Source organism: Blautia sp. OM06-15AC (assembly GCF_003481425.1).
Lineage (GTDB): Bacteria > Bacillota > Clostridia > Lachnospirales > Lachnospiraceae > Fusicatenibacter > Fusicatenibacter saccharivorans.
Genome location: NZ_QULD01000006.1, coordinates 1 through 22357, shown reverse-complemented (window position 1 = coordinate 22357; position 22357 = coordinate 1). Strand labels below are relative to the sequence as shown.

The following is a 22357-nucleotide window of genomic DNA, read 5'->3' as shown; positions in this document are numbered from 1 at the left end:
AAGAAGAACAAGGTCTCCGTTCTTCTGCTGCACTGCTGTCCAAAAGAAACTGCCGGCGGCAGGCTTCCATGCCGATGCAATAAAAGGAGAAAAATTTTATGAGCTATACTGCTCTGTATCGAAAATTTCGTCCTTCCACCTTTGAGGATGTAAAAGGACAGGATCACATTGTAACAACATTAAAAAATCAGATCCGCGCGGACCGCATCGGTCATGCGTACCTGTTCTGCGGAACCCGCGGAACAGGAAAAACGACGATCGCCAAGATTCTCGCCCGCTCGGTCAACTGCGAACATCCCGTGGACGGAAGCCCGTGCAACGAATGTCCGACGTGTAAGGCGATTCTGGCGGGCGTTTCCACGAACGTCATCGAGATCGACGCGGCATCGAACAACGGTGTCGACAACATCCGTGAAATCCGTGAGGAGGTAGCCTACCGGCCGACACAGGGACGGTATAAAGTCTATATCATCGACGAGGTGCATATGCTTTCTACCGGAGCGTTCAATGCACTCTTAAAAACCCTGGAGGAGCCGCCGTCCTATGTCATCTTCATTCTGGCGACCACAGAGGCAAACAAAATCCCGGTGACGATCCTTTCCAGATGCCAGCGGTACGATTTCCGCCGCATCACGATCGATACCATCGCGGCGCGTCTTAGTGAACTGATGGAAAAAGAGGGCGTGGACGTCGAAGAAAAAGCCATCCGCTACGTCGCAAAGGCGGGCGACGGCTCCATGCGAGACGCGTTAAGCCTCCTGGACCAGTGCATCGCCTTCTACCTCGGGCAGAAGCTGACGTACGATAAAGTCCTTGAAGTTCTCGGAACTGTTGATACCGAAATCTTCAGCCAGATGCTCCGCACGATCCTCGCCGGGGATGTAACGGGAAGCATCCGCACGCTGGAAACCCTTTTAAACCGCGGAAAAGAGCTGGGACAGTTCGTTACCGACTTTACGTGGTATCTGCGGAATCTGCTGTTGGTAAAAAGCGCAGATGAAACCGAAGAACTGCTCGACGTCTCTACAGAAAACCTGAAGCTCTTAAAAGAAGAGAGCACGATGGTAGACGATGAGACGCTGATCCACTATATCCGCGTTTTATCCGAGCTCTCCGGCCAGCTCCGCTATGCGGCGCAGAAGCGCGTGCTCGTTGAGGTGGCGCTCGTCAAACTCTGTAAACCGCAGATGGAGCAGAACCTCGAATCCGTGCTGGAACGGCTTAGGATTCTCGAAGAAAAAATGGAGCGTGGAATCCCGATGATGGTGACAAATGCACCGGGAGCAGGAAACGGCAGTGCAGGAGGCTCCGGAGCGGCCGGAGACGGCTATGCGGCGGCAGAAACACCGCAGAGTGCATCGACACCAGTGAAAGCCGCACCGGCGGATTTACAGCGCATCAGCGCGTCCTGGAAGGCAATTGTCGGCCAGACAAGCGGCATGTTCCGCCAGTTTCTGCAGAGCGCCGTTCCGAAATACAACAGCGAGACGGGCGACGCCAAACTGTTTGTTGAGTTTGCAGACCAGCTCGCATCCATCTACGTTGAGCGGCCGGAGGCAGCCGATGAGATCCGCACCATTATTGAACAGATGACTGGAAAAACCGTAGAGGTCCAGCTCATTTTAGCAGACCAGCATGCAAACGCCGCGCTCTCCACGATTTCCGTGGATGATGCACTGACGCAGGCGATTCATGGAATCCCGGTCGAGGAGGACGACGAGAGCGACTTCGACGACGGGGAAGAATAGATTAAAAACAAATTTTTCAGGAGGATATTACCCATGGCAAAAAGAGGAGGATTCCCGGGAGGAATGCCGGGCAACATGAACAATCTGATGAAGCAGGCTCAGAAAATGCAGAAGCAGATGGAAGAGAACCAGAAAGCACTGGAGGAGAAAGAGTTCACTGCGACAGCAGGCGGCGGAGCCGTAGAAGTAACCATTTCCGGTAAAAAAGAAGTAACCAAAGTTAAAATCAGCGAAGATGCCGTAGATCCGGACGACGTAGAAATGCTCGAGGATCTGATCATGGCAGCAACCAACGAAGCACTGCGCAAAGTTGAGGACGAGGCAGCCAAAGCTATGGGCAAACTTGCCGGCGGACTCGGCAGCATGGGCGGAGGATTCCCGTTCTGATGGATTACTACAGCGGATACATCAATCAGTTGATCGAGCAGCTGTCCCGTCTGCCTGGCATCGGTGTGAAAACCGCACAGCGACTGGCCTTTCATATTATGAATATGCCGGCCGACCAGGCAAAACGGCTGGCTGATTCGATCACAGAAGCAAAATCCCACGTCCAGTACTGCAAGTGCTGCCAGACCCTGACCGACAAAGAGCTGTGCCCGATCTGCGCAAATGTCAAGCGCGACCACAGCGTGATCATGGTGGTGGAGACGACGCAGGATCTTGCGGCATATGAAAAAACCGGAAAATACGACGGCGTTTACCACGTCCTGCACGGGGCCATCTCCCCGATGCTGGGGATTGGGCCGGACGACATCCGGTTAAAAGAGCTGATGCAGCGCCTCCAGGGCGATGTCTCGGAGGTCATTGTTGCCACAAACTCCAGTCTGGAGGGCGAGACAACGGCCATGTACATCAGCAAGCTGATCAAGCCGACCGGCATCAAGGTGACGCGGATTGCGAGCGGCGTTCCGGTGGGCGGCGATCTGGAAAATATTGACGAAGTCACCCTTCTGCGTGCGTTAGAGGGCAGAACGGAGCTGTAATTATGGGCAGAAAAAAAGTGACATCCAGTGATGTCGCAGCAGCCTCAGGCGTATCCCAGGCGACGGTCTCCATGATCCTGAACCGGCGGGAAAACGTTTCGTTCTCGCGGGAAACAGTAGAAAAAGTGGAGGCGGCGGCAAAAGAGCTGGGCTACCAGATTCCGCGGCGGAAGATGAGAAGAGAGTCGAACGGCAACAAGCTGATCGTCGTCTTCTGTCCGACGCTGACGAATCCTTACTATGTGATGCTGCTGCACGGCATCGAAGAAGTTGCAAAAGAGAAGAATTACGGGGTCTTTGTCTGCAATACGCAGAGGGACCTGAAAATCGAAGAGAATTATCTTCGGATGATGAAGAGTGTGCGCCCGCGCGGCATTATCTACACCTGCAATCCGAGCAGAAGCTGCAAGGAAAAAGTGGAGGAGCTGGCCGCGGAGATTCCGCTTGTCATCATCAACAACCGGGAAGAACTGCTGGAAATTGATGCGGTCGAGCTGAACAATGCAAAACCCGGCAGGCTGATGGCACGCCACCTGCTGGAACTGGGACACCGGCATGTGGCGTTTGTTTCACCTCCGCTGACTTCCAAACAGGGTCAGCGCCTGAAACGCGTGGAAGGCTTTGTGCGCGAGTTTGAGGAGGCAGGATACGGCGACGGCGTGATCGTCAAATCGGCGGATGAGGACCTCGACGAAGTGATCCCGAGCATGGATTCTGAGTACAAGATGGGCTATTATCTGACGAAGGAACTGCTGCGGGAGGACAAGAACCTTACGGCAATCGTCGGCATGAATGATATGATCGCGTTCGGGATCATGGACGCCGTGCTCGAGAGCAAACTGCGCATTCCGGCGGATATTTCCGTAGTGGGATGTGACAACACCGTCTATTCCAGCTTCCGCTCGATTTCCCTGACGACGATCGACCACTATGTGCCATTGAAGGGCCGCGATGCGTGCGATATCATCCTGCGGAAAATCCAGTCTCTTCGGGAAAGCCAGGACGGCAATGAACCCTTAAGCACGTATCATGTCGAGTATGAGCCGAAACTGATCGTGCGGCGCAGCACTTCGTATGCAAGAACCGAAAAATTAAAAAATAAATAGGACGGCTGAAATTATTATTAATAATTTTGAATAAAACAGCTCCGGCGCAAACCGGGAAAACACAAAGAAAAGGAAAAACCGGAAAAAATGAGAAAAAATCCGCCAGAGTAATTTATGAAATAGTATTTATAAATAATAAAATTAATTAATAAAAATGAGGCCGACTTGACGGAAAAACCAAACATATCTATACTGGAGATAACAGAAAAACGGAGCCGTTCTGCGGAAAACAACAGGCCCCGAAACCGTACGAAAGTATGAATATGGGAGGAAAAACAACATGAGATTTTTCATCGACACAGCAAAAGTAGAGGACATTAAAAAAGCAAACGACATGGGCGTTATCTGCGGCGTTACCACCAACCCGTCCCTGATCGCAAAAGAAGGACGTGACTTCAAAGAGGTCATCAAAGAGATCACCGAGATCGTAGACGGACCGATCAGCGGCGAGGTAAAAGCTACCACAACAGATGCAGAAGGCATGATCAAAGAAGGCCGTGAGATCGCAGCCATCCATCCAAACATGGTTGTTAAAATCCCGATGACCGTAGAAGGACTCAAAGCTGTTAAAGTTCTGAGCGCAGAGGGTATCAAGACAAACGTAACCCTGATCTTCTCCGCAAACCAGGCACTTCTGGCTGCAAGAGCAGGTGCAACTTATGTTTCCCCATTCCTTGGAAGACTCGATGACATCAGCACCCGCGGCGTTGATCTGATCCGTGAAATCGTTGAGATCTTTGACGTAGCCGGCATCGACACCGAGATCATCGCAGCAAGCGTCCGCAACCCGATCCACGTAACCGACTGCGCACTGGCTGGTGCAGACATTGCAACTGTTCCATACAACGTAATCGTACAGATGACCAAACATCCTCTGACCGACGCCGGAATTGCAAAATTCCAGGCTGACTACAAAGCTGTATTCGGCGAATAAGACCTAAACATGATTGCATAAAAGCTGGAAATATGGTATTGTGAACGAAGTGAACAATAGCGATATTTCCAGCTTTTGATTCCGATCCAACTAAACAAGGAGAAAAGACATGAACAAGTTAGAACTTCAGAAGACGGCCAATGAGATCCGCAAAGGGATCGTCAGCGGCGTTCATGCAGCAAAGGCCGGCCATCCGGGCGGATCTCTGTCTGCAGCCGATATTTTCACGTATCTGTATTTTGAAGAAATGAACGTGGACCCGAAAAATCCAAAAGATCCGGACCGCGATCGTTTTGTACTTTCGAAAGGCCACACAGCGCCGGGACTCTACGCAGCACTGGCTGAAAAAGGTTACTTCCCGAAAGAAGACCTGCTGACCCTTCGTCACCTTGGCTCTTACCTGCAGGGACATCCGGATATGAAACATATCCCGGGCGTTGATATGTCAAGCGGTTCCCTCGGACAGGGAATCTCCGCAGCAGTCGGAATGGCACTCGGTGCAAAACTGCAGAACAAAGCATTTCGTGTTTATACACTTCTTGGCGATGGTGAAATCCAGGAAGGACAGGTCTGGGAGGCAGCCATGTTTGCCGGAGCAAAACATCTGGACAACCTCGTTGTGATCGTAGACAACAACGGACTTCAGATCGACGGAAACGTAGCAGATGTCAACAGCCCGTACCCGATCGACAAAAAATTCGAGGCATTCAACTTCCACGTAATCAACGTAGCGGACGGCAACGATTTCGATCAGCTGAAAGCTGCATTTGATGAGGCGCGCACCGTAACAGGCATGCCGACCGCCATCATCACAAAGACCGTAAAAGGAAAAGGCGTTTCCTTCATGGAGAACCAGGTAGGCTGGCACGGAAAAGCTCCGAACGATGAAGAGTACGCAATTGCTATGGCAGAACTGGAAAAGGCAGGTGAAGCGTTATGTCAGAAGTAAAGAAAATCGCAACAAGAGAAAGTTACGGTAATGCACTGGTTGAGCTTGGCGCAGAGCATGACAATCTGATCGTACTCGACGCTGACCTTGCAGCAGCAACCAAGACCGGTGTGTTCAAAAAAGCATATCCGGACCGCCACATCGACTGTGGTATCGCAGAATGTAATATGATGGGAATCGCTGCCGGTCTTTCCACCACAGGCATCGTTCCGTTCGCAAGCACCTTCGCGATGTTTGCCGCAGGCCGTGCGTTTGAGCAGGTGCGCAACTCCATCGGATACCCGCATCTGAACGTAAAAATCGGTGCTACCCATGCCGGAATTTCCGTAGGAGAAGACGGCGCAACACATCAGTGCAACGAGGATATCGCCCTGATGAGAACCATCCCGGGCATGGTCATCCTGAACCCGGCAGATGATGTAGAGGCAAAAGCCTGCGTGAAAGCAGCTTATGAATACAACGGACCGGTTTACCTTCGTTTCGGACGTCTGGCAGTGCCGGTGATCAACGACAGACCGGATTACAAATTTGAGCTCGGAAAAGGCGTTGTTCTCCGTGAAGGCAAGGATGTCACCATCGTTGCAACAGGCCTTTGCGTAAGCTCCGCTCTGGAAGCAGCAGAGAAACTTGCCGCAGACGGCATTGATGCCAAGATCATCAACATCCACACCATCAAACCGCTGGATGAGGAGCTGATCGTTGCAGCAGCAAAAGAGACCGGCAAAGTCGTAACCGTAGAAGAGCACTCGGTGATCGGAGGACTTGGAAGCGCAGTCTGCGATGCACTGGCAGAGAAATGCCCGGTTCCGGTGAAAAAAATCGGTGTACAGGACGTCTTCGGAGAGTCCGGCCCGGCAGCCGCTCTTCTTGCAAAATACAAACTCGACGGCGAGGGCGTTTACGAGCAGGTAAAAGAGTTCTGTAAATAAGATTTTTCGAAATAAATGACAAAAGAAAACAGGCAGAGGCCACACCGGAAAATGGTGCAGTCTCTGCCTGTTTTGCTGTCTGCAGTTTTTCTTAAAGCAGAAGTTCGCTTGTCCCGGCCGCCTCAAGTTCCCGGCAGGCGAGCAGGATTCCCTGCGAGATGGATTCCGCCATATGGAAAATCGTGGCAAGCCGGGTTGTCTGCAGAAGAAGCTGTTCAAAACTGCCCGATACATTCACAATGCCTGTGATAAAAATATCCCCGACCTCGGGCAGCGTCTTCCCTGCCCCCGCGCCCGGCCGGATCGCCCCGTTTCCGATCGTGATGTATCCCTGATGACGCCGCGAACCAAGCGAAGCATCAATCGCAACGAGCAGTGCCTCCGGGTGGCGGGAATGGATGTACGAAATCCGGTCCGGTAGATTCAGGGCGTGCACCGGGTCATCCAGCGTTCCATAGACATGAAAAATGCGGCTGCAGTACGGCGAAAGCTGGTACCCGATCAGCGGTCCTAAGGAATCCCCAGTGATCCGGTCGCTTCCGATGCAGAGAAATACCAGTTCACGGAACATGCGTCCGTCCTTTTGAATGCAGTAAGAAAACAGCGACGCCAGCTCTTCGCTGGCGCTGCGGCTTCGCTCATTGATGTAGTAAACTTCGGCGTCTTTTTTTCGAAACATGACCGGTACCTGCCTTTCAGAAGAATCATCCACAGTTTAACCGTATATGGTATAAACTATTCCTGCAATGAAAAAAACATGACATGCCCTCCGGTGCAGAAAAACGGGAAAACAGTCGGAAAAAACCGTGACAGCCCTGCCCCAAAACGATCTTTTTCGCGGAACATCCGTGATAAAGTAGGCAAAAAGGGGTGAAAAGCATGATTGAGATTGTCTATAAAGAAAACAAAGAGCAGGCGAACGGCAACGAGGGATACTTTCATCTGCCGAAAAATATCCGCCAGGTCGGTGATACGAACGGCAGGGAGCGGATTTATCTGGAAGATTATGTCGGAACCTTTCTGAAAAAATATTTTTCCGCACCAGAGGGACGTGCCGCCATGCTGTTCGGTGAATTTAAGTGGGCGGACGGAATTTCCTACTTTTTTATCCGCAGCGCGGCCGCGATTCATACGATGGAGCCGGCGCCGGATCACCTGGTCTTCGATGATGCAGTATGGACGGAGGTCCACGATGTGATGGAAAAATATTTCAAAAACCAGCAGATCCTCGGCTGGGCACTTTCTCTTCCGGGATACGGGGAGGATCTGAATGAACAGATCATCCGAGCGCATCTGAACCACTTCGGCGGAAATGACAAGACGCTGTTCCGCGTCAACGGACAGGAAAAAGAGGAAACCTTCTATACGTACGAGGGCGGCACCCTGCGGAGCACGGGAGGCTTTTACATTTATTATGAAAAGAATGAGCCGATGCAGTCGTATCTGATCGATCAGAATCAGAACCGGTCGATCGAAAACGGAGAGAGCGTGCCCGACCGCGCTGTCAGCGATTTTCGGAAGATGATTGAGGAGAAGAGCGGGGAGGAGCCGGAACACGATCACAGAAAGCCGATCCTCTATGCGATGACAGCATGCGCGGCTGCGGCGCTTCTTGTGACGGTGACGCAGAAATACGGAGATGCGCTGCCGTTTCCGGGGAAAACAAAGGAGCAGACGGTAGCAGTGGCGGGAAACGTACAGGGAGAGAAGACACAGACGGCGGAGAGTGCAGCGGAAGCATCAGCGGCGGAAGAGGGAAACACAGGGGAAAATACTTCGACACCGGAAAGCACAGGAACGGAACTGGAAACGGAAAATGAGAGCGGGAGCGCGGCGGTAAGTGAGGAGCAGAATTTATCCGGAACGGATCCGGCAGGCAGCGGAGAGCAAAGCACATCCGGCGGGGAGCAGACTGGTGCAGCGGAGAACAATACCGGTACGGTGCAGACAGATCCAGCACCGGGAGCAGAGCCATCGTTCGCCCCGGGAACTGCTTCCGGCAGTGAGACGGCAGAAACCGCCGCGCAGGTCTGGCAGGAGTACACCGTACAGAAGGGGGACAGCCTCTCGAAAATCAGTGAGAGATATTACGGAACGATGAGCAGAGTGAAAGATATCTGCGAACTGAACCAGATCGCGGTGGAAGATCTCATATATGCGGGGCAGAAAATATACCTCCCAAAATAGAGAAAAATATGGTACACTAGAGCGGAATCAAACTGCGGCCGAAAGGGCGGCAGAAAATAAGTCCGAAAAGAACATAAGGGGAATGAAAATGGACGGAAAAAACAGAGAAGAACAGGAGAACGGAGCAAAAGTCCGGGATCTTGAGGAGTATAAAGCAGAAAACAGAAAAAGAAAACGCAGACGCCGGATCACCGTTGGAATCCTTGCAGGAGCCATTCTCGCGGCCGGAATTGGTACAGGGGTATGGCTTCAGCTGCGTACTTTTCAGGGATACGACACAGTACAGGCAACAGAGACCGAGGACACCGATACGTATATGTTTCAGAAATCCGGAAATAAGATCGTGCGCTACGGTATCGACGGCATCGAACTGCGCGACCGGAAAAATCAGACCCTCTGGAGCGATCATTATACCATGGAAAATCCGCAGATGATATCCTGCGGCGATGCAATTGCCATTTACGATAAAAACGGAACCAAAATTGTTGTATACGATGCCGATGGAAAGGCCGGCGAAATTACCGCGTCGTATCCGATCGTGAAAGCATCCATTGCAGGCCAGGGCGTCGTTGCGGCGATTCTGGAAAACAACGGGGAGAGCTGGATCAAATACTATAATACCGATGGAACGGAGATCGCCTCCTCTCACCCGAACATGGACAGCCCGGGCTATCCGATGGATCTCTCACTTTCTGCGGACGGACTCTGGATGGCGGTTTCCTACGCTTACGAAGACGGCGGCAAGATGAAATCACAGGTCGCTTTCTACAATTTCGGAAGCAGGGGCGAGGATCTGGTGGACAATCTTGCAAGCTCATCGAGCTACACCGATATGCTGTGCCCACAGATCGAAACCGCGGGAACATCCTCATGGGTTGCCTTCTTTGACAACGGCTTCCGCGTTTATGAAGGAACAAACAAGCCGAAGGAAACGGTGAGCGTATCGGAAGATGGAGAAATTTTAAGCTGCGCGTATGCGGACGACCGCGTGGTTCTGATTCTGCGCGGGGAGAGTGACGATCATCCTTACCGGATGAAAATCTACAATCTGAAAGGAAAGCAGCTTGCGGATGAAAATCTGGATTTCTATTACCAGAACCTTCAGATAGAAGAAAAACAGATTCTGCTGACGAACCGGCAGGAGCTGTGTGTATATACCTTAAATGGAAGAAAGAAGTACAGCGGCGTGGTCAGCGAAACACAGATTCACGAGATCCTCGGCATGGGGCAGAACCGGTATCTGCTCGCGGAGGAGGACGGCGTTTCGATGATCCGGCTGAAATAGGAGAAGAAAAACATGAATTGGCTGAGATACGTATTACTTGCGGTGTGTATTCTTTCCGCGCTGGCTGGATATCGAAAGGGGCTGGTCCGGACAGTGCTGTCCATGGTGTCCCTGATTCTGGTGACAGGACTGGCGATCTGGATGAATCCGTATGTGACGGATGTGCTGAATGAGCGGACGGAGCTGCCGCAGTATGTGGAGAAGAAATGTTTAGAGACATTTGAAAACAATGAATTTCTGTCGGGGGAAAACCAGGATGTGCAGAAGAAATGGCTGGAGAGCATGGGCGTGCCGGAGGAGCTGGTGAACCAGATTCTCGGAAGCGGCGCGGTGCGGGAGTACCAGGAGGAACAGCTGCACAGTTTGGCATCCTACGCGGCGAAGGCGGTATCGGAAAAGATTATGAAAGGGATTGCTTTCTTTCTGACGCTGGTGCTTGCCGTTGTTTTCGTGACGATTGCGGTGAAAATTGTGGAATTGATTGCGGAGATTCCGGGGATCAGCTTTTTGAACCGCATGGGAGGAGCAGGACTTGGTGTCGTGCGTGCGGTGCTGTGGATCTGGATTTTCTTTGCGGTGGTGTACTGCTTTCAGGCGACACACTGGGGGAATGTATGCATGAAGCAGATCCAGGGCGATATGGCGCTGGCATGGATTCGGGAGAATAATCCGGTGCTGATGCTGTTGAAGAATGTATTATAAGATGAGAAAAAACGGTTCCTTGTGGGGCCGTTTTTTGGTGGGAGGGGGGACGAGGAAAAGCGGGCGTCGTGTGGGCGGCGGATGCGGTGGGAGGGGAGAAACGTGCCGGGGTGCGGGGCTGTGATTTGGGTGGGGCGGAGACCTTGGCGTGGATGGGACGGAACGGGGGAGCACCGAGACAATTCGTCAGGAAAACTGATGTTTTCCCGACTCAGTGTCTCTTGAAATCCGGCTTTGTGAGCCGGATTTCATCTCCCCCGTTCCGTCCCGTCCGCGTCAGGTTCCGCTCCCACCCAAATCAATGCCCCGCGCCCCGGCACGTTTCTCCCCTCCCACCGCATCCGCCGCCCACACGCCGACCGCTTTTTCTCTGAAGTTGAGAGCGGAAGAATCTGCTAGATAGAAGGGGATAAGAATGGAAATGAAAGAACAAATAGGATATTAGTGGAAAAAGTTGAGAGTTGTGGAAAATATGGGGGTTGAACTGATATGAAAAGAAATATCTATAAATATACGTATTTATATAAAAAAAATTACATGTTTTTGTGAAAAAAATATTTATGTGAATTTATAATGAATAAAAACTGAAAATATGTACAAAAAGCACATTGAAAAAAGAAGAAATATAGATATAATGTAAGTATGTAGACGAAAAAGAAAAGCTGAACAAGACTATTTGCATATGAAAAATAAAAAAAACGATGGAAAATATGTAATTATAGATGACGGGACAGCAGGGGGACTGTTTCTGAGTGAGAATGAATACTATGTTGATGAGAATAAAAAAGTTGTTTTGTGCAATTCTGAAAAAAAAGATAATCTGTTTAGAAAGAGATATAAACTAACACATGGCGATAAGTGTTATAGTATCATCAAATATTTTTGCCCAGAGGTAGAATTTATCTCTATAAAAATTATGGAAACAGGGGAAAGAGGTAGCATTGATTCATTCAAAGCGGCGTTAGAATGGTGCTTAAAAGAAAAGATAAAACTTGTGCATATGAGTGTTGGAACAACAAATTATATAGATGCAAAAAAGATAGAAAATATTATAAAACAAATGGTTTCTAATAAAATGATATTATGTGCAGCGCTATCAAATACAAACTTTCCTACATGGCCGGCATGCTTTGATGGGGTTTTCGGGGTAAGAAATTATATTGCTAAATTGCAGGAAAAAGAAATTTCGGTGTCTAAATCATTTCCTTTTTCGGAAATGAATTCGATACAGTTAAATTTTGATGACGTTTTAAAGAAGATTGTTGGGAAAGAATACAAATCAAATAGTTTTGCAGCTCCGATTATTACTGTGCTTTTGATATGTTATTTAAGGAAAAATAAAAAAGGTTCATACCAAGATGCAAAAAAATTTATTATGAATCATATAAACAAATGTATCTATGAAAAAGAATTGGAATGGAATGGGATTGTGAATAATAAAGCGTGGTCAATTCCGATAATTTTAACACGTACTGTTATTGGGGCAAAGTTGTTATATGAGTGTTTTGGGAAGGAAGACTATGAGTGTATAGTATTAACATCAGAAAAGAACCTAAAAGAGTCTTGCGTGGCAGAAATTCCATTAGAATTTTATACGCATGGGAATGTGACAGAGACGTTAATAATGGCAGTAAATACAATATACAATCCAGATGTGCTTATTATTCAAACGGATAAAAATATATTTGAAAGTAATAGTTTGATAGATTTTGAGGTTTTTGATAAAAAAGGATGGAATGTGAAAACAAGGATGGAGCAAATGCAGTTTGAAAATTGTTATAACGCATATAAATGGATAATAATGCAACTTTTAGACGACTAAAATTTACTGGATTACTTTTGCGATCGCAATGGGTAATAAAATTATGCTCGAAGGGAGGTATTCAAATGAAGAAAACGCTTAAAAAGAAAGAACATAAGGGAAGAAATAATGTGAGTGTTTATGCAAATGGACCGTGTTCATGCACATGCTTTTCTACGTGTGGGTCTGCCTATGTTCAGAAAGCTCAGGCGCAGAATCAGTTATACACAAGTGTATTTGGATCTAATGCTAATCACTAAAATGTAAGAAAGATGAGGGTTGCTACAGTGTTAATTAGTGGTAGTCCTCATTTTAATTAGAGGATAAGTTTAAAAGTTGATTTAAGCATTATAAAAAATCGTTTAAGAATATGGCTAGAAGTATTATAGATCCTTTGAAATAGCGTTTGTTAAAATGTTGATATGTTTGTTGTAGAGTAAAAATGCTGACAATAGTAGATTTGATGAAAGAGAATAGAAATGATAGAAGAAAAAGTGAAAGATATATTAAAGAAATATAGAAATTTAGAACAGAAAAAAGACTGGAAAAATCAAAAGCTTTTAGGAAATGATCTAAAATTCAGCGCAAGAGATTTGATAAATGTATATGTGGAGTTAGAAAAAGAATTTGATATTCATTTTAAGGAAAAAGATATTGTGGCTGGAAAATTTGATACATTTGATGACATAATAAAATTGATTAACAAAGAAATAGCATATAAAACAAGAGGAAAAGAACATGCATAAACCATTTATTCATTGTTTCAAAACTGCAAAAGAATATTATGTATATGATGTGAATACTGATAAAATTATTCAGGTGTCTTTCGAAACATATAATTTTTTGGAAAACAATATTTGGGATGAAAAAGCGGAAAGAGAAATAGAAAAGCTAATAAATGAAGGATATTTGAAAAGAACGCGGGTAGAAGAGGTAAAACATTTTGCTACGGACTTTTTAGAATCTTATTTAGAAAATAGAATGAATCAGTTAGTTTTGCAAGTGACACAAAAATGTAATTTGCGTTGCAGTTATTGTGTTTATTCTGGTGATTACAAAAATAGAAATCATAGTCAAAAAGAAATGAGCTGGGAAACTGCAAAAGAAGCAGTAGATTATTTGTATGGGCATTCGATGTCTAGCGAAGACATATATATATCATTTTATGGCGGAGAGCCATTATTAATGTTCAGATTGATAAAAGAAGTAGTTGAGTATGTGAAGAGAGAATATTGCCAAAGAACGGTACATTTTAATTTGACCACTAATGGAACGTTGTTTACACCAGAAATTGTTCAGTATTTTATTAAAAATAATATACAAATTATGTTTAGTTTGGATGGGCCTAAAGAAGTGCACGATAAAAATAGAATATTTGCAGGAAGTAATAGAGGATCATTTGAAAAATTGAGAGATAGCATGAAAATGATATATAGTATGGACAGAAAATATTATAAAAAAAATGTGTCTTTCAACACAGTGTTAGATCCCCAAAATGAGTTAAGAACAATATATGAGTTTTTGGATAAAGATAGGCTGATTTCGAAAAATTTGAGTAGAATATCTGTTTTGAATGATAATTATACGGATAAACAATGTGAATTTAGCGGAGAATTTGTTGAAGAACAGGAATATGAATATTTTAAATGTTTTCTTTCAAAATTAAAACGAATTAATGAAAAATTTGTGGCTAGAGCAGTAAAAGAAGAATTTGATAATGAAATGAGAGAAATTAAACAACATGAGGAAAAAATGCAAGAAGAGATTTCAAAGGTAAATCATCATAGTGGTCCCTGTATTCCAGGCGCGAAAAAAATTTTTGTAACAGCAGAAGGAAATATATATCCGTGTGAGCGAGTGAGTGAAATATCAGAAGTTTCCAAAATAGGTGATATAAAAAAAGGAATAGATAAAAACAAAGTGTTAAATTTGCTAAATATAGAACGATATTCGCAAGACCGGTGTAAGGATTGTTGGGCATATCAACATTGCACAATTTGTATAGCATGTGCAGATGACACTAAAAATATTTCAAATAAAGAAATAGAAAAACATTGCTGGAAGGTTAGAGGGGGATTTGAAGAGGCAATGAAAAATTACTGTACTTTAAAAGAACTTGGTTATAAATTTGAGGAGTATGAATGAAAATGTTAAAAAGAGTAGGTATATTTCCGGTAGATCAAGAAAGTATAACACTATTTGAGAACATACATGAATGTAGATATGGTGAAATTATGCATATTGCTTCAATAAAAGCATGGGGACTTTGCGGGAAAAAAATTCAACGTTGTGATGGTAGTGAGATAATAATAGAGGAGGGAATAGGTAATATTATAAAAGAATGTGAAGTGTTAATTCTTCTTGAAAGTTGGCACGATGCATCGCCTGAATATATAAAGAGCGTGGTGAAAACAGCAAAGCAGAAATCCATAACGATAGTTTCTATTAATAATATCAGGAACAGTTTAGAGATAGATCAGCATTATGAAAATGTCGTTGTTGCTAAAAAATTAAAAATTCAAAAAAAGTGTGACGATTTAAGAGTAAGAAAGATAAATATTCCGGTTATTTGCGTTTTGGGTTTGACACAAAATAGTGGAAAATTGAAAATGGAATTAGAACTGCAAAAATGTTTGAAACAAAAAGGATATAAAGTTGCAGCAATTGTTTCTGGATTAAATGGATTAATTGGGAAAGATACATTTTGCTTTGAAAAGAAATATTTAAATGGGAAAAATAGGAATGAAGAGATAATTATAAATATAAATGCGGCTGTAAAGCGGTTAGAACAAGATTATGATATTGTAATTGTTGGGATACCAGGAGCATGTCTCTCGTTTAATCCACAATATTCTAATGATTTTGGCATTACTACACAATTGTTTATGTGTGCAATAGAACCAGATTATAGTGTTTTGATGCTACCATATATGCGCTATGAAGAAGCGTTTATTAGTCATGTTAAAGATGAGGTTCAAAAAAGATATGATATTACAATTAATGATATTGGAATATCAGAATTTGCAATTGATATGGATGCGAGTTTTGAACAAAAAAAGATGTGTTTTTTAAAATTAATTGACAAGGAAAGGGATTTTGAGCATTTGAAAAAAATATCAGTTGTTGATATTAAAAGTGATTCTCAAATAGAAAAATTGAGCGATAGGATTATTTGGACACTTGAAAATTAAACATAAGCTTGTCGCATTTTGAAATATATAGGGGGAAGAAAGAATATGTTGAAAAGAGCAAGCAGAAAATTAAGAAGTACTCCTGCGAAAACATTGATGTATATCATACTGTTTTTAGTACTTTTCCTGGCGATATTTTCTATGCTGATGATTGGAATTGCAAGTGGAAATAAAGTGAAAAGAGCACAGGAAACATTGGCCAACTCTATTACTCTGCGCGGGCCGGCCGAGGGAGAAGCTGGAAAATCATGTACTGTATATGCGATCCCGTCCGCAATCGTAGAAAAGTTCATTGACAGCAATTATGTTCAGGGGTACACCATGGAAGCGGGAACATATTGGCTTGATCCGGTGGATACGGAAACATATATCAGCGAGGAGACACAACAGCGCCTAAAAGGTTATCTGAAAGATTCAGGCATGTATACGATGACGGCTGTTGGAACACTGGACTGCGCATACGATACCTATTTTCTGGCAAAGGGTTACAGGATTGTGGAAGGAAGCGGACTGAGCTACGGAGAACGGGGCAAATACGAAGCTGTGGTAGGAGAAAAATACGCCGAAAAAAATCATCTCCATGTGGGCGATACTGTTAAATATAAAATGGAGCAGGGAACGATCGAATACTATAAAGTAAGTGCCCCGGAAGAAATTAGTTTCAAAATTCGAGGCATTTACAGAACTCCAGAGGTTTATCAGTCCGATTCCGTTGTGAATGACTGGCACAATAATTTAATTTTTATTCCACTGGATATTTTCTGCGAGTATTCTATGAAAGCATTAAAAATTCAAAATGTGGGATTTAATACAGTTACGGTCTATTTGAAAGATACAAAATCAGTTGAACCATTCATAGAAGAAACAAAAAACAAAATAAAAATAGGAAGTGTGGATGATGTTGTACAGACCGATGAAAATGGAATACGTTCCAGCGTAAAGCCAATGGTAATATCACAGCAGGATTTGGAATCTGGAGAATGGTCCTATCAGTTGATTCGAAACAAGGAATGGTATGAGATGGTTGCGAAACCTGTTGAAAAATTGAATCGTCTGATAGGATATATGATCGTAGGATTTGTGACTGCCGGAATTTTACTGTTCGGCATTCTGACCAGCCTGTCAGTCAAAGGGCGAAAACGTGAGATTGGAATTTTACTTTCGATGGGGGAACACAGAAAAAGGATTTTAGGACAGTTCGTTTTGGAGAATTTGGTTCCGGTTTTGATTGCCCTGGTTTTTGCGGCGCTGTGTGCGACACCAACAGCAGAGTATTTCGCAGATCGGATGATTTCGAATCAGGCTGAGAAAGTGGAGCAGGAAAATGAAGATCTGTCGGGAAATATTAAAAACGCGCTCCCGACAAGCGAAATAGCTGCGTATGAATCAACGGGAGTAACTGTTGATACGGATTTGTCCATTGAGTGGAACTGGAAAATCATGACGGGGATGATTCTTGGTATTTTAGATCTTTTCCTTTTGATATTAATTCTGCAAGTCGGCAAAATAACTAGAGAAAGCCCGGCATCTATATTGCTGGACAGAAAGTAGGTGTTCATGAAGAAAAAAAGAATGATAATGATCGTAGCGATGGTTCTGGTGCTGGTATGGCGGGAAGACGTTTTTGCAGTGGAATCTGGAACGACACAGGTTTCGCTACAGGCAGACTGGCTCCAAGAGGGAGATTACCAGTATAGCGTGGAAGAAGATGAAACTGTAACTTTACGAAACTATATCGGGACGGAAAGCGTGATTGTCACACCGAAAGAAGTAGGTGGGAAAGAAGTGACGAGAATCGGAGATTCCTGCTTTTTGAGAAAAACGGATCTTCGGGCAGTGCAGATATCCGAAGGCATTGTTGAAATCGGGGAATCTGCCTTTGCGGAAGATGGTCAGTACAGTGATACAACTGCTGGGTTTATCAGCATTGTAATGCCAAAAACACTAAAAAAGGTAGGAAAAAGCGCATTTCAGGGAACTAGAATCACACAGATTTATTTTTATGATGGTTTAGAGAGCATTGGTGATAATGCCTTTATGTATTGCTCTTCTTTGTCAAAAATACGGATTCCAGATAGCGTGGAGAAAGTAGGACAATTTTTATTTTTGGGAGCTGGAAAACCCTATGAAGAAAGTCAAGATAGTGCGATGAAGATTTTTGGCGGAAAAATAGCGGAAGAACTTGCAAAAGATAATCAAAGAGCCGAATATGGTGGTGAAGAAATGCAGGAAATTTCGATCCAGTATTGGCTTGAGAAGAAGGAGAATGAAACGAAAGAAGAGGTTATAGGACAAAAATATTTTGATAAAAATGATACAGGCTTTGAAAAAGTATTTTTTAAGGCTCCTTCGAGTGGAGAAAAGCAAAGTGGGAAAATAGTCTGGATGGACATATTTCTTGGGGTGTGTATGGTTGGACTAATAGGAATCAGTGTTTGCTTAAAGGATTAAAAATATTATATTTGTGAACAATGAAGAAAATAATAGAGAATAATAAATGTTTATATTTTTTAAAAGAGTTACTCAAATATAAAAAAGAAATAGGTATTTTGAGTATAAGCACTATTGTTTCTACAGTAACTGTATTTCTGCAACCATTATTGATAAAACAGATCACAGACATCGGAATACTCGAAAAAAATATGCCCCAAATTGTTAATGGAGTAGCCGGTTTATTTGTTTGTGTGCTGGTATATTTAATGATTGAAGTTGTGCAGGCAAAAACTTTTGCAGAAATACATAATTCATTCTATAAGAACTTGTATTGCAATGTATTTCGAAAATTATTGCATTTAAAAAAACATTATTTTCAAATGAAAAATAGTATGGAAATAGTGCAAATGTTACAATGCGATGTATCTCAGGTTGCGTCTATGACAGATAGATATGTAGTGATGAGCTTTTCGTATGTTTTTCGTGTAATTAGTGGACTTGCTGGACTTATGCTGTTGAGTCCTGAACTGTTATGCATTGTAGTGATAGTAATTCCAGTGAAATACGTGTTAGTAAAATGTCTTGCTAAAAAGCGTGAGAAAAACATGAAAATGTATATTCAAGTTGAGCAACAATTTGGAGGATGGCTTGGCGATACAATTAATACTGTGGAAGAAATTAAATTGTGGAATCTATATGAATTAAGAAAATGCGAATTTTTAAAACAGATTTGTAAATCGTTAGCGGTTGAAATGAAAGGAACCATGATTGAGACATGGAATATTTTTGGGGATGCTGTTTTAGAGTGGGGTGTAACAATTCTTATTTATTTAGTTGGTGGATATTTGGTGTTCGTGGGAAAAATTTCCATAGGTTCAGTTTTTGCTTTTGTTTCTTATTCTAGTTATGTTACAAGACCGGTAAATAGTTTAATTGATCTGCGTATGCATTTTGCAAGTGTCAAACCGTCCGCTGAACGACTTTATACATTTTTGAATATGGAAGAGGAACGAAGTGGAAGTAAAAGAGTGGAAAAAGAGATTTCGCCAATATTAGAATTTAAAAATGTGAGATTTCAGTATACAAAGGATAGGGAAGTGTTAAAGAAAGTATCTTTTAAACTTGAGCCGGGAGAAAAAGTGGCTATTATTGGAAAAAATGGAAGTGGAAAATCAACAATTTTGGAATTACTATTACGATTTTATGAACCGGAAGAAGGAGAAATTTTATGTAATGGTGAAAATATAAAAGTGCTAAAATTATCAGAATACCGAAGCCTTTTTTCTGTTGTGAGTCAGAAATCAGCGTTGTTTTTGGGGGACATTGTGCAGAATATAGATTTGGAGGGGAAAGCAGACAGACAAAAACTGAATGAGGTACTAAGGAAAAGTGGCGTGAAAAAATACTTGCAACGTTTTCCAGAAAAAGAAAAAACACAAATAGGAGATGATGGAGCATTTCTTTCAGGAGGAGAAAGACAAAAGCTTGTGGTTGCACGGGCACTATTGAAAGATGCGCCGGTTATGCTTTTTGATGAAGCGTCCAGTGGATTTGATGTAGAAGCCAATGAATATCTTTATAAAATTATAACAGAAGAAATGCCGGAAAAATCTGTGATTTTTATTACACATCATTATGATAAACTGGAAAAATTTGATAAAGTATATTTGGTAAAAGATGGGTTTCTTACGGAAGTGAGAACTGGAAAAATGTAGAGGCGACTAGATTATAGTAGAAAGGAACAATATGGCAGAACTGGAATTAAAAGAGGTAAGCTATTTTTACGAGAGCGGCGGAAAGAGAATTGATATTTTGGATAAAGCCAGCTATTCATTTGAGAAGGGTACTCTTTACACGATTGTTGGTCCTTCTGGATCGGGGAAAACAACGACGCTGACTTTGGCGGGTGCGCTGGAAGAACCTAAGAGCGGCTGCGTGTGCTTTGAAGGAAAAGATATCCGGGAAATTGGCTATACAAGATATCGAAACAGCAAGATTGGAATTGTGTTTCAGGCGTATAATCTGCTGCCTTATCTGACCCCGCTGGAGAATGTGCTGGCGGCAATGGAAATTACGTCAAATCCGATTAAAAACAAAAAAGAACGGGCGCGGGAACTTCTGACACGAATGGGAATTACAGAAGATCAGATGAACCGCAATATCAATAAACTTTCAGGAGGCGAACAGCAGCGCGTAGCGATTGCGCGTGCGATTTCGACAAATGCAGAGGTGATTCTTGCGGATGAGCCGACGGGAAATCTGGACGTTGATACGGCGGCTGGCATTGTGAAAATTTTCAAAGAGCTGGCTCATGAAGATAAGAAATGTGTAATAGCAGTTACACATTCGGAAGCATTTGCCGCGGAGGCAGATGTGGTGGTACGGCTGGAAAAGAAAAAATTGCAGGATTAAACATGAGGGGGAGGGAAAGTTTTTATGAACTGGATCAAAAGAGCATTTCGCAGTATTTCTTATCATAAAAAAAATACAATTCTGATGTTTTTAAGTTTCCTGATTTTATCCATCCTGATCCTGTTTGGCTTATGTATCCGCGCGGCAAGTCGGGAACGGATATGGGAGATTCGGACGAGCATCGGAGGAAGCGTGCTTGTATCGAATGAGCGTCAGATATACAGTGAAGAGCCGCGCGGTGTGAATTCGATTTCACATCAAAAATATTTGGAACTCTGCGCTGATGAAAGAATTCGGTTTGGCAGCTGTAATACGGTGACAGCTGCTCTGGCGGATAACTTTACAGCTGAAATTATGGACGGACAGGAAGAAAATGGAACAGAAAATATTTATGTGGAGGGATCATCTGATCCTGTCGAGTATTTTAGTTCTGTTTCTTCTGTAGTTACACTGATTTCGGGACATGTACCGCAGAATGCAGAAGAAGCGGTAGTCAGTGATGGGATTGCGGAACGGAATGGACTGGGAATAGGAGATACCATAGCTGTTCTTTCACCATACACAAAGGAGCGGTATACATTTAAAATCAGTGGTATTTACAGTACGAACGAGGCAGCTTACAGTGGAAATGTGGTATATAATAACCCAGCAAATGCTATCTATACCCTGGATACACCAGTTTATGAGATGAATGAAAATGATAATGTAAAAGAAATTACATTGCAGTTGAAGGACCCGGAAGAAGGAAGAGCGTTTGCTGAAGATGCGAAAAAAATGCCGGAATATATCAAAGAAGAATATGATATGGACTATACGGTAAATGTTTCAGCTTATAAAGCGGTGGCCGACAGCCTGAAGAGCCTGGCAGGGATTTCGAATCTCATGGTGATAGTTTCCGTAATCCTTGGAACTATCACATTAAGTTTTTTGATTCTTATGAATTTGCGGGATCGCATGTTTGAGATTGGCATTCTTCTTTCTGTTGGAGAAACAAAGATGCGGATTATGCTGCAGATGTTGATGGAATCTTTTTGCCCGGTATTGCTGGCAATTACAGCGGGGGTAATTTTTTCTTATCCTTTGGCGAATGTGATAAAAATAGCTGTAGATCTTTCGAACGGTGTGCAGGCTGCAATTAAGACACAGCAGATTATAATATTGTATCTTTGTGGAATGGGGGTTGTGCTGGCTTCTTCTATGGTTATGGTATACCAGATTGTACGATATCAGCCGAAAAAGATTTTGATGATGGAGTAAAAAAAGAAATAGTCAGATAAAATACTGAATATGCAGAATTGACCGTATTTTTCTAAAAATAAGAAAATTCGAAAAAAGGTGTTGACTTTTGCTTTCGGGGGTGTTATTATAACTAAGCTGTCAGCGAGAGCTACAGTGAATGAGTTCTTTTGAAACAGAAAAACCTAGTTCGGAGCCGGGTGGCTGCCGCGGGTTGCAAAACTACTTCAAAAAAACTTGAAAAAAGTTCTTGACAAAAGCGAATGAGTTTGATAAAATAAATGAGTTGCTGATCGAGAGAACAGCAGGGAACAAAACGTTCCCGGGAAGTTCAAAAGAACTTCGAAAAATAATTTAAAAAAGTTCTTGACAAACGAAAAGCTCTGTGATAAAATAAATGAGCTGATTCGAGTCGGAACAGCAAAGATCCTTGATAATTAAACAGTGAAACACATCCTCGA

At 43.6% G+C, this 22357-nt stretch carries 20 protein-coding genes; 19 read left to right on the top strand and 1 reads right to left on the bottom strand.

Annotation, left to right across the window (positions count from 1 at the left end; genetic code table 11):
- The first annotated feature begins 98 nt into the window (after positions 1-98).
- From dnaX to DXB83_RS09240, 7 genes are all read left to right on the top strand, one after another.
- Positions 99-1748: a DNA polymerase III subunit gamma/tau gene (gene dnaX / locus DXB83_RS09270; protein WP_118697498.1), complete on the top strand. Its 1650-nt coding sequence runs from the start codon at positions 99-101 to the stop codon at positions 1746-1748.
- A 33-nt stretch (positions 1749-1781) separates the two neighbouring features.
- Positions 1782-2135 (top strand): YbaB/EbfC family nucleoid-associated protein, encoded by a 354-nt coding sequence (locus DXB83_RS09265; protein WP_022463269.1) that lies wholly within the window; start codon positions 1782-1784, stop codon positions 2133-2135.
- Complete coding sequence (gene recR / locus DXB83_RS09260; protein WP_055219289.1) at positions 2135-2731, top strand: recombination mediator RecR; 597 nt, start codon at positions 2135-2137, stop codon at positions 2729-2731. Before DXB83_RS09265 ends, recR begins: the two co-directional genes overlap by 1 nt.
- A gap of 2 nt (positions 2732-2733) precedes the next feature.
- The gene (locus tag DXB83_RS09255; RefSeq protein WP_022463271.1) at positions 2734-3837 is read left to right on the top strand and encodes a LacI family DNA-binding transcriptional regulator; all 1104 of its coding nucleotides are present in this window, start codon (positions 2734-2736) and stop codon (positions 3835-3837) included.
- A 280-nt stretch (positions 3838-4117) separates the two neighbouring features.
- The gene (fsa, locus tag DXB83_RS09250) at positions 4118-4771 is read left to right on the top strand and encodes a fructose-6-phosphate aldolase (RefSeq protein ID WP_022463272.1); all 654 of its coding nucleotides are present in this window, start codon (positions 4118-4120) and stop codon (positions 4769-4771) included.
- A gap of 109 nt (positions 4772-4880) precedes the next feature.
- Positions 4881-5720: a transketolase gene (locus DXB83_RS09245; RefSeq protein ID WP_055219293.1), complete on the top strand. Its 840-nt coding sequence runs from the start codon at positions 4881-4883 to the stop codon at positions 5718-5720.
- The gene (locus DXB83_RS09240; RefSeq protein ID WP_055219295.1) at positions 5708-6649 is read left to right on the top strand and encodes a transketolase family protein; all 942 of its coding nucleotides are present in this window, start codon (positions 5708-5710) and stop codon (positions 6647-6649) included. The genes DXB83_RS09245 and DXB83_RS09240 overlap by 13 nt, the downstream gene beginning before the upstream one ends.
- 91 nt (positions 6650-6740) lie before the next feature.
- Here the strand turns inward: DXB83_RS09240 and yyaC are convergent, their stop codons facing one another.
- Positions 6741-7328, bottom strand: coding sequence for a spore protease YyaC (yyaC, locus tag DXB83_RS09235; protein ID WP_055226856.1), 588 nt, complete (start codon positions 7326-7328; stop codon positions 6741-6743).
- A gap of 200 nt (positions 7329-7528) precedes the next feature.
- Here yyaC and DXB83_RS09230 point away from each other — a divergent pair, with 200 nt between their 5' ends.
- The 12 genes from DXB83_RS09230 to DXB83_RS09175 all read left to right on the top strand — a co-directional run bounded on the left by DXB83_RS09230 (position 7529) and on the right by DXB83_RS09175 (position 21917).
- Positions 7529-8836, top strand: coding sequence for a LysM peptidoglycan-binding domain-containing protein (locus DXB83_RS09230; protein ID WP_243108897.1), 1308 nt, complete (start codon positions 7529-7531; stop codon positions 8834-8836).
- A gap of 88 nt (positions 8837-8924) precedes the next feature.
- A complete protein-coding gene (locus DXB83_RS09225) occupies positions 8925-10121 on the top strand; it encodes a DUF5711 family protein (RefSeq protein WP_118697497.1) in 1197 nt (398 codons plus the stop codon).
- A 12-nt stretch (positions 10122-10133) separates the two neighbouring features.
- Positions 10134-10823: a CvpA family protein gene (locus tag DXB83_RS09220; protein ID WP_055226862.1), complete on the top strand. Its 690-nt coding sequence runs from the start codon at positions 10134-10136 to the stop codon at positions 10821-10823.
- 682 nt (positions 10824-11505) lie between these two features.
- Positions 11506-12645, top strand: a complete 1140-nt coding sequence (locus tag DXB83_RS09215) for a hypothetical protein (protein WP_055226864.1) — start codon at positions 11506-11508, stop codon at positions 12643-12645.
- Between the two features lie 458 nt (positions 12646-13103).
- Positions 13104-13370 (top strand): hypothetical protein, encoded by a 267-nt coding sequence (locus tag DXB83_RS09210; protein ID WP_055226866.1) that lies wholly within the window; start codon positions 13104-13106, stop codon positions 13368-13370.
- Positions 13363-14769, top strand: a complete 1407-nt coding sequence (ccpM, locus tag DXB83_RS09205; protein WP_055265672.1) for a Cys-rich peptide radical SAM maturase CcpM — start codon at positions 13363-13365, stop codon at positions 14767-14769. Before DXB83_RS09210 ends, ccpM begins: the two co-directional genes overlap by 8 nt.
- Positions 14770-14771: 2 nt before the next feature.
- Positions 14772-15815: a DUF1611 domain-containing protein gene (locus DXB83_RS09200; RefSeq protein WP_055226872.1), complete on the top strand. Its 1044-nt coding sequence runs from the start codon at positions 14772-14774 to the stop codon at positions 15813-15815.
- Positions 15816-15956: 141 nt separating this feature from the next.
- Positions 15957-17366, top strand: coding sequence for an ABC transporter permease (locus DXB83_RS09195; RefSeq protein WP_158554998.1), 1410 nt, complete (start codon positions 15957-15959; stop codon positions 17364-17366).
- Between the two features lie 6 nt (positions 17367-17372).
- Positions 17373-18266: a leucine-rich repeat domain-containing protein gene (locus DXB83_RS09190; RefSeq protein ID WP_022463281.1), complete on the top strand. Its 894-nt coding sequence runs from the start codon at positions 17373-17375 to the stop codon at positions 18264-18266.
- Positions 18267-18286: 20 nt separating this feature from the next.
- Positions 18287-19963, top strand: coding sequence for an ABC transporter ATP-binding protein (locus DXB83_RS09185; protein ID WP_055226874.1), 1677 nt, complete (start codon positions 18287-18289; stop codon positions 19961-19963).
- 31 nt (positions 19964-19994) lie between these two features.
- Positions 19995-20660, top strand: a complete 666-nt coding sequence (locus DXB83_RS09180; RefSeq protein ID WP_055226876.1) for an ABC transporter ATP-binding protein — start codon at positions 19995-19997, stop codon at positions 20658-20660.
- Between the two features lie 24 nt (positions 20661-20684).
- Positions 20685-21917, top strand: a complete 1233-nt coding sequence (locus tag DXB83_RS09175; RefSeq protein WP_055226878.1) for an ABC transporter permease — start codon at positions 20685-20687, stop codon at positions 21915-21917.
- Positions 21918-22357: the final 440 nt, after the last annotated feature.

Excerpts from the sequence above, each read along its gene's own strand:
- dnaX (WP_118697498.1), top strand. The coding sequence starts at position 99 with ATGAGCTATACTGCTCTGTATCGAAAATTTCGTCCTTCCACCTTTGAG.
- DXB83_RS09265 (WP_022463269.1), top strand. The coding sequence starts at position 1,782 with ATGGCAAAAAGAGGAGGATTCCCGGGAGGAATGCCGGGCAACATGAAC.
- recR (WP_055219289.1), top strand. The coding sequence starts at position 2,135 with ATGGATTACTACAGCGGATACATCAATCAGTTGATCGAGCAGCTGTCC.
- DXB83_RS09255 (WP_022463271.1), top strand. The coding sequence starts at position 2,734 with ATGGGCAGAAAAAAAGTGACATCCAGTGATGTCGCAGCAGCCTCAGGC.
- fsa (WP_022463272.1), top strand. The coding sequence starts at position 4,118 with ATGAGATTTTTCATCGACACAGCAAAAGTAGAGGACATTAAAAAAGCA.
- DXB83_RS09245 (WP_055219293.1), top strand. The coding sequence starts at position 4,881 with ATGAACAAGTTAGAACTTCAGAAGACGGCCAATGAGATCCGCAAAGGG.
- DXB83_RS09240 (WP_055219295.1), top strand. The coding sequence starts at position 5,708 with ATGTCAGAAGTAAAGAAAATCGCAACAAGAGAAAGTTACGGTAATGCA.
- yyaC (WP_055226856.1), bottom strand. The coding sequence starts at position 7,328 with ATGTTTCGAAAAAAAGACGCCGAAGTTTACTACATCAATGAGCGAAGC.
- DXB83_RS09230 (WP_243108897.1), top strand. The coding sequence starts at position 7,529 with ATGATTGAGATTGTCTATAAAGAAAACAAAGAGCAGGCGAACGGCAAC.
- DXB83_RS09225 (WP_118697497.1), top strand. The coding sequence starts at position 8,925 with ATGGACGGAAAAAACAGAGAAGAACAGGAGAACGGAGCAAAAGTCCGG.
- DXB83_RS09220 (WP_055226862.1), top strand. The coding sequence starts at position 10,134 with ATGAATTGGCTGAGATACGTATTACTTGCGGTGTGTATTCTTTCCGCG.
- DXB83_RS09215 (WP_055226864.1), top strand. The coding sequence starts at position 11,506 with ATGAAAAATAAAAAAAACGATGGAAAATATGTAATTATAGATGACGGG.
- DXB83_RS09210 (WP_055226866.1), top strand. The coding sequence starts at position 13,104 with ATGATAGAAGAAAAAGTGAAAGATATATTAAAGAAATATAGAAATTTA.
- ccpM (WP_055265672.1), top strand. The coding sequence starts at position 13,363 with ATGCATAAACCATTTATTCATTGTTTCAAAACTGCAAAAGAATATTAT.
- DXB83_RS09200 (WP_055226872.1), top strand. The coding sequence starts at position 14,772 with ATGTTAAAAAGAGTAGGTATATTTCCGGTAGATCAAGAAAGTATAACA.
- DXB83_RS09195 (WP_158554998.1), top strand. The coding sequence starts at position 15,957 with ATGCTGATGATTGGAATTGCAAGTGGAAATAAAGTGAAAAGAGCACAG.
- DXB83_RS09190 (WP_022463281.1), top strand. The coding sequence starts at position 17,373 with ATGAAGAAAAAAAGAATGATAATGATCGTAGCGATGGTTCTGGTGCTG.
- DXB83_RS09185 (WP_055226874.1), top strand. The coding sequence starts at position 18,287 with ATGAAGAAAATAATAGAGAATAATAAATGTTTATATTTTTTAAAAGAG.
- DXB83_RS09180 (WP_055226876.1), top strand. The coding sequence starts at position 19,995 with ATGGCAGAACTGGAATTAAAAGAGGTAAGCTATTTTTACGAGAGCGGC.
- DXB83_RS09175 (WP_055226878.1), top strand. The coding sequence starts at position 20,685 with ATGAACTGGATCAAAAGAGCATTTCGCAGTATTTCTTATCATAAAAAA.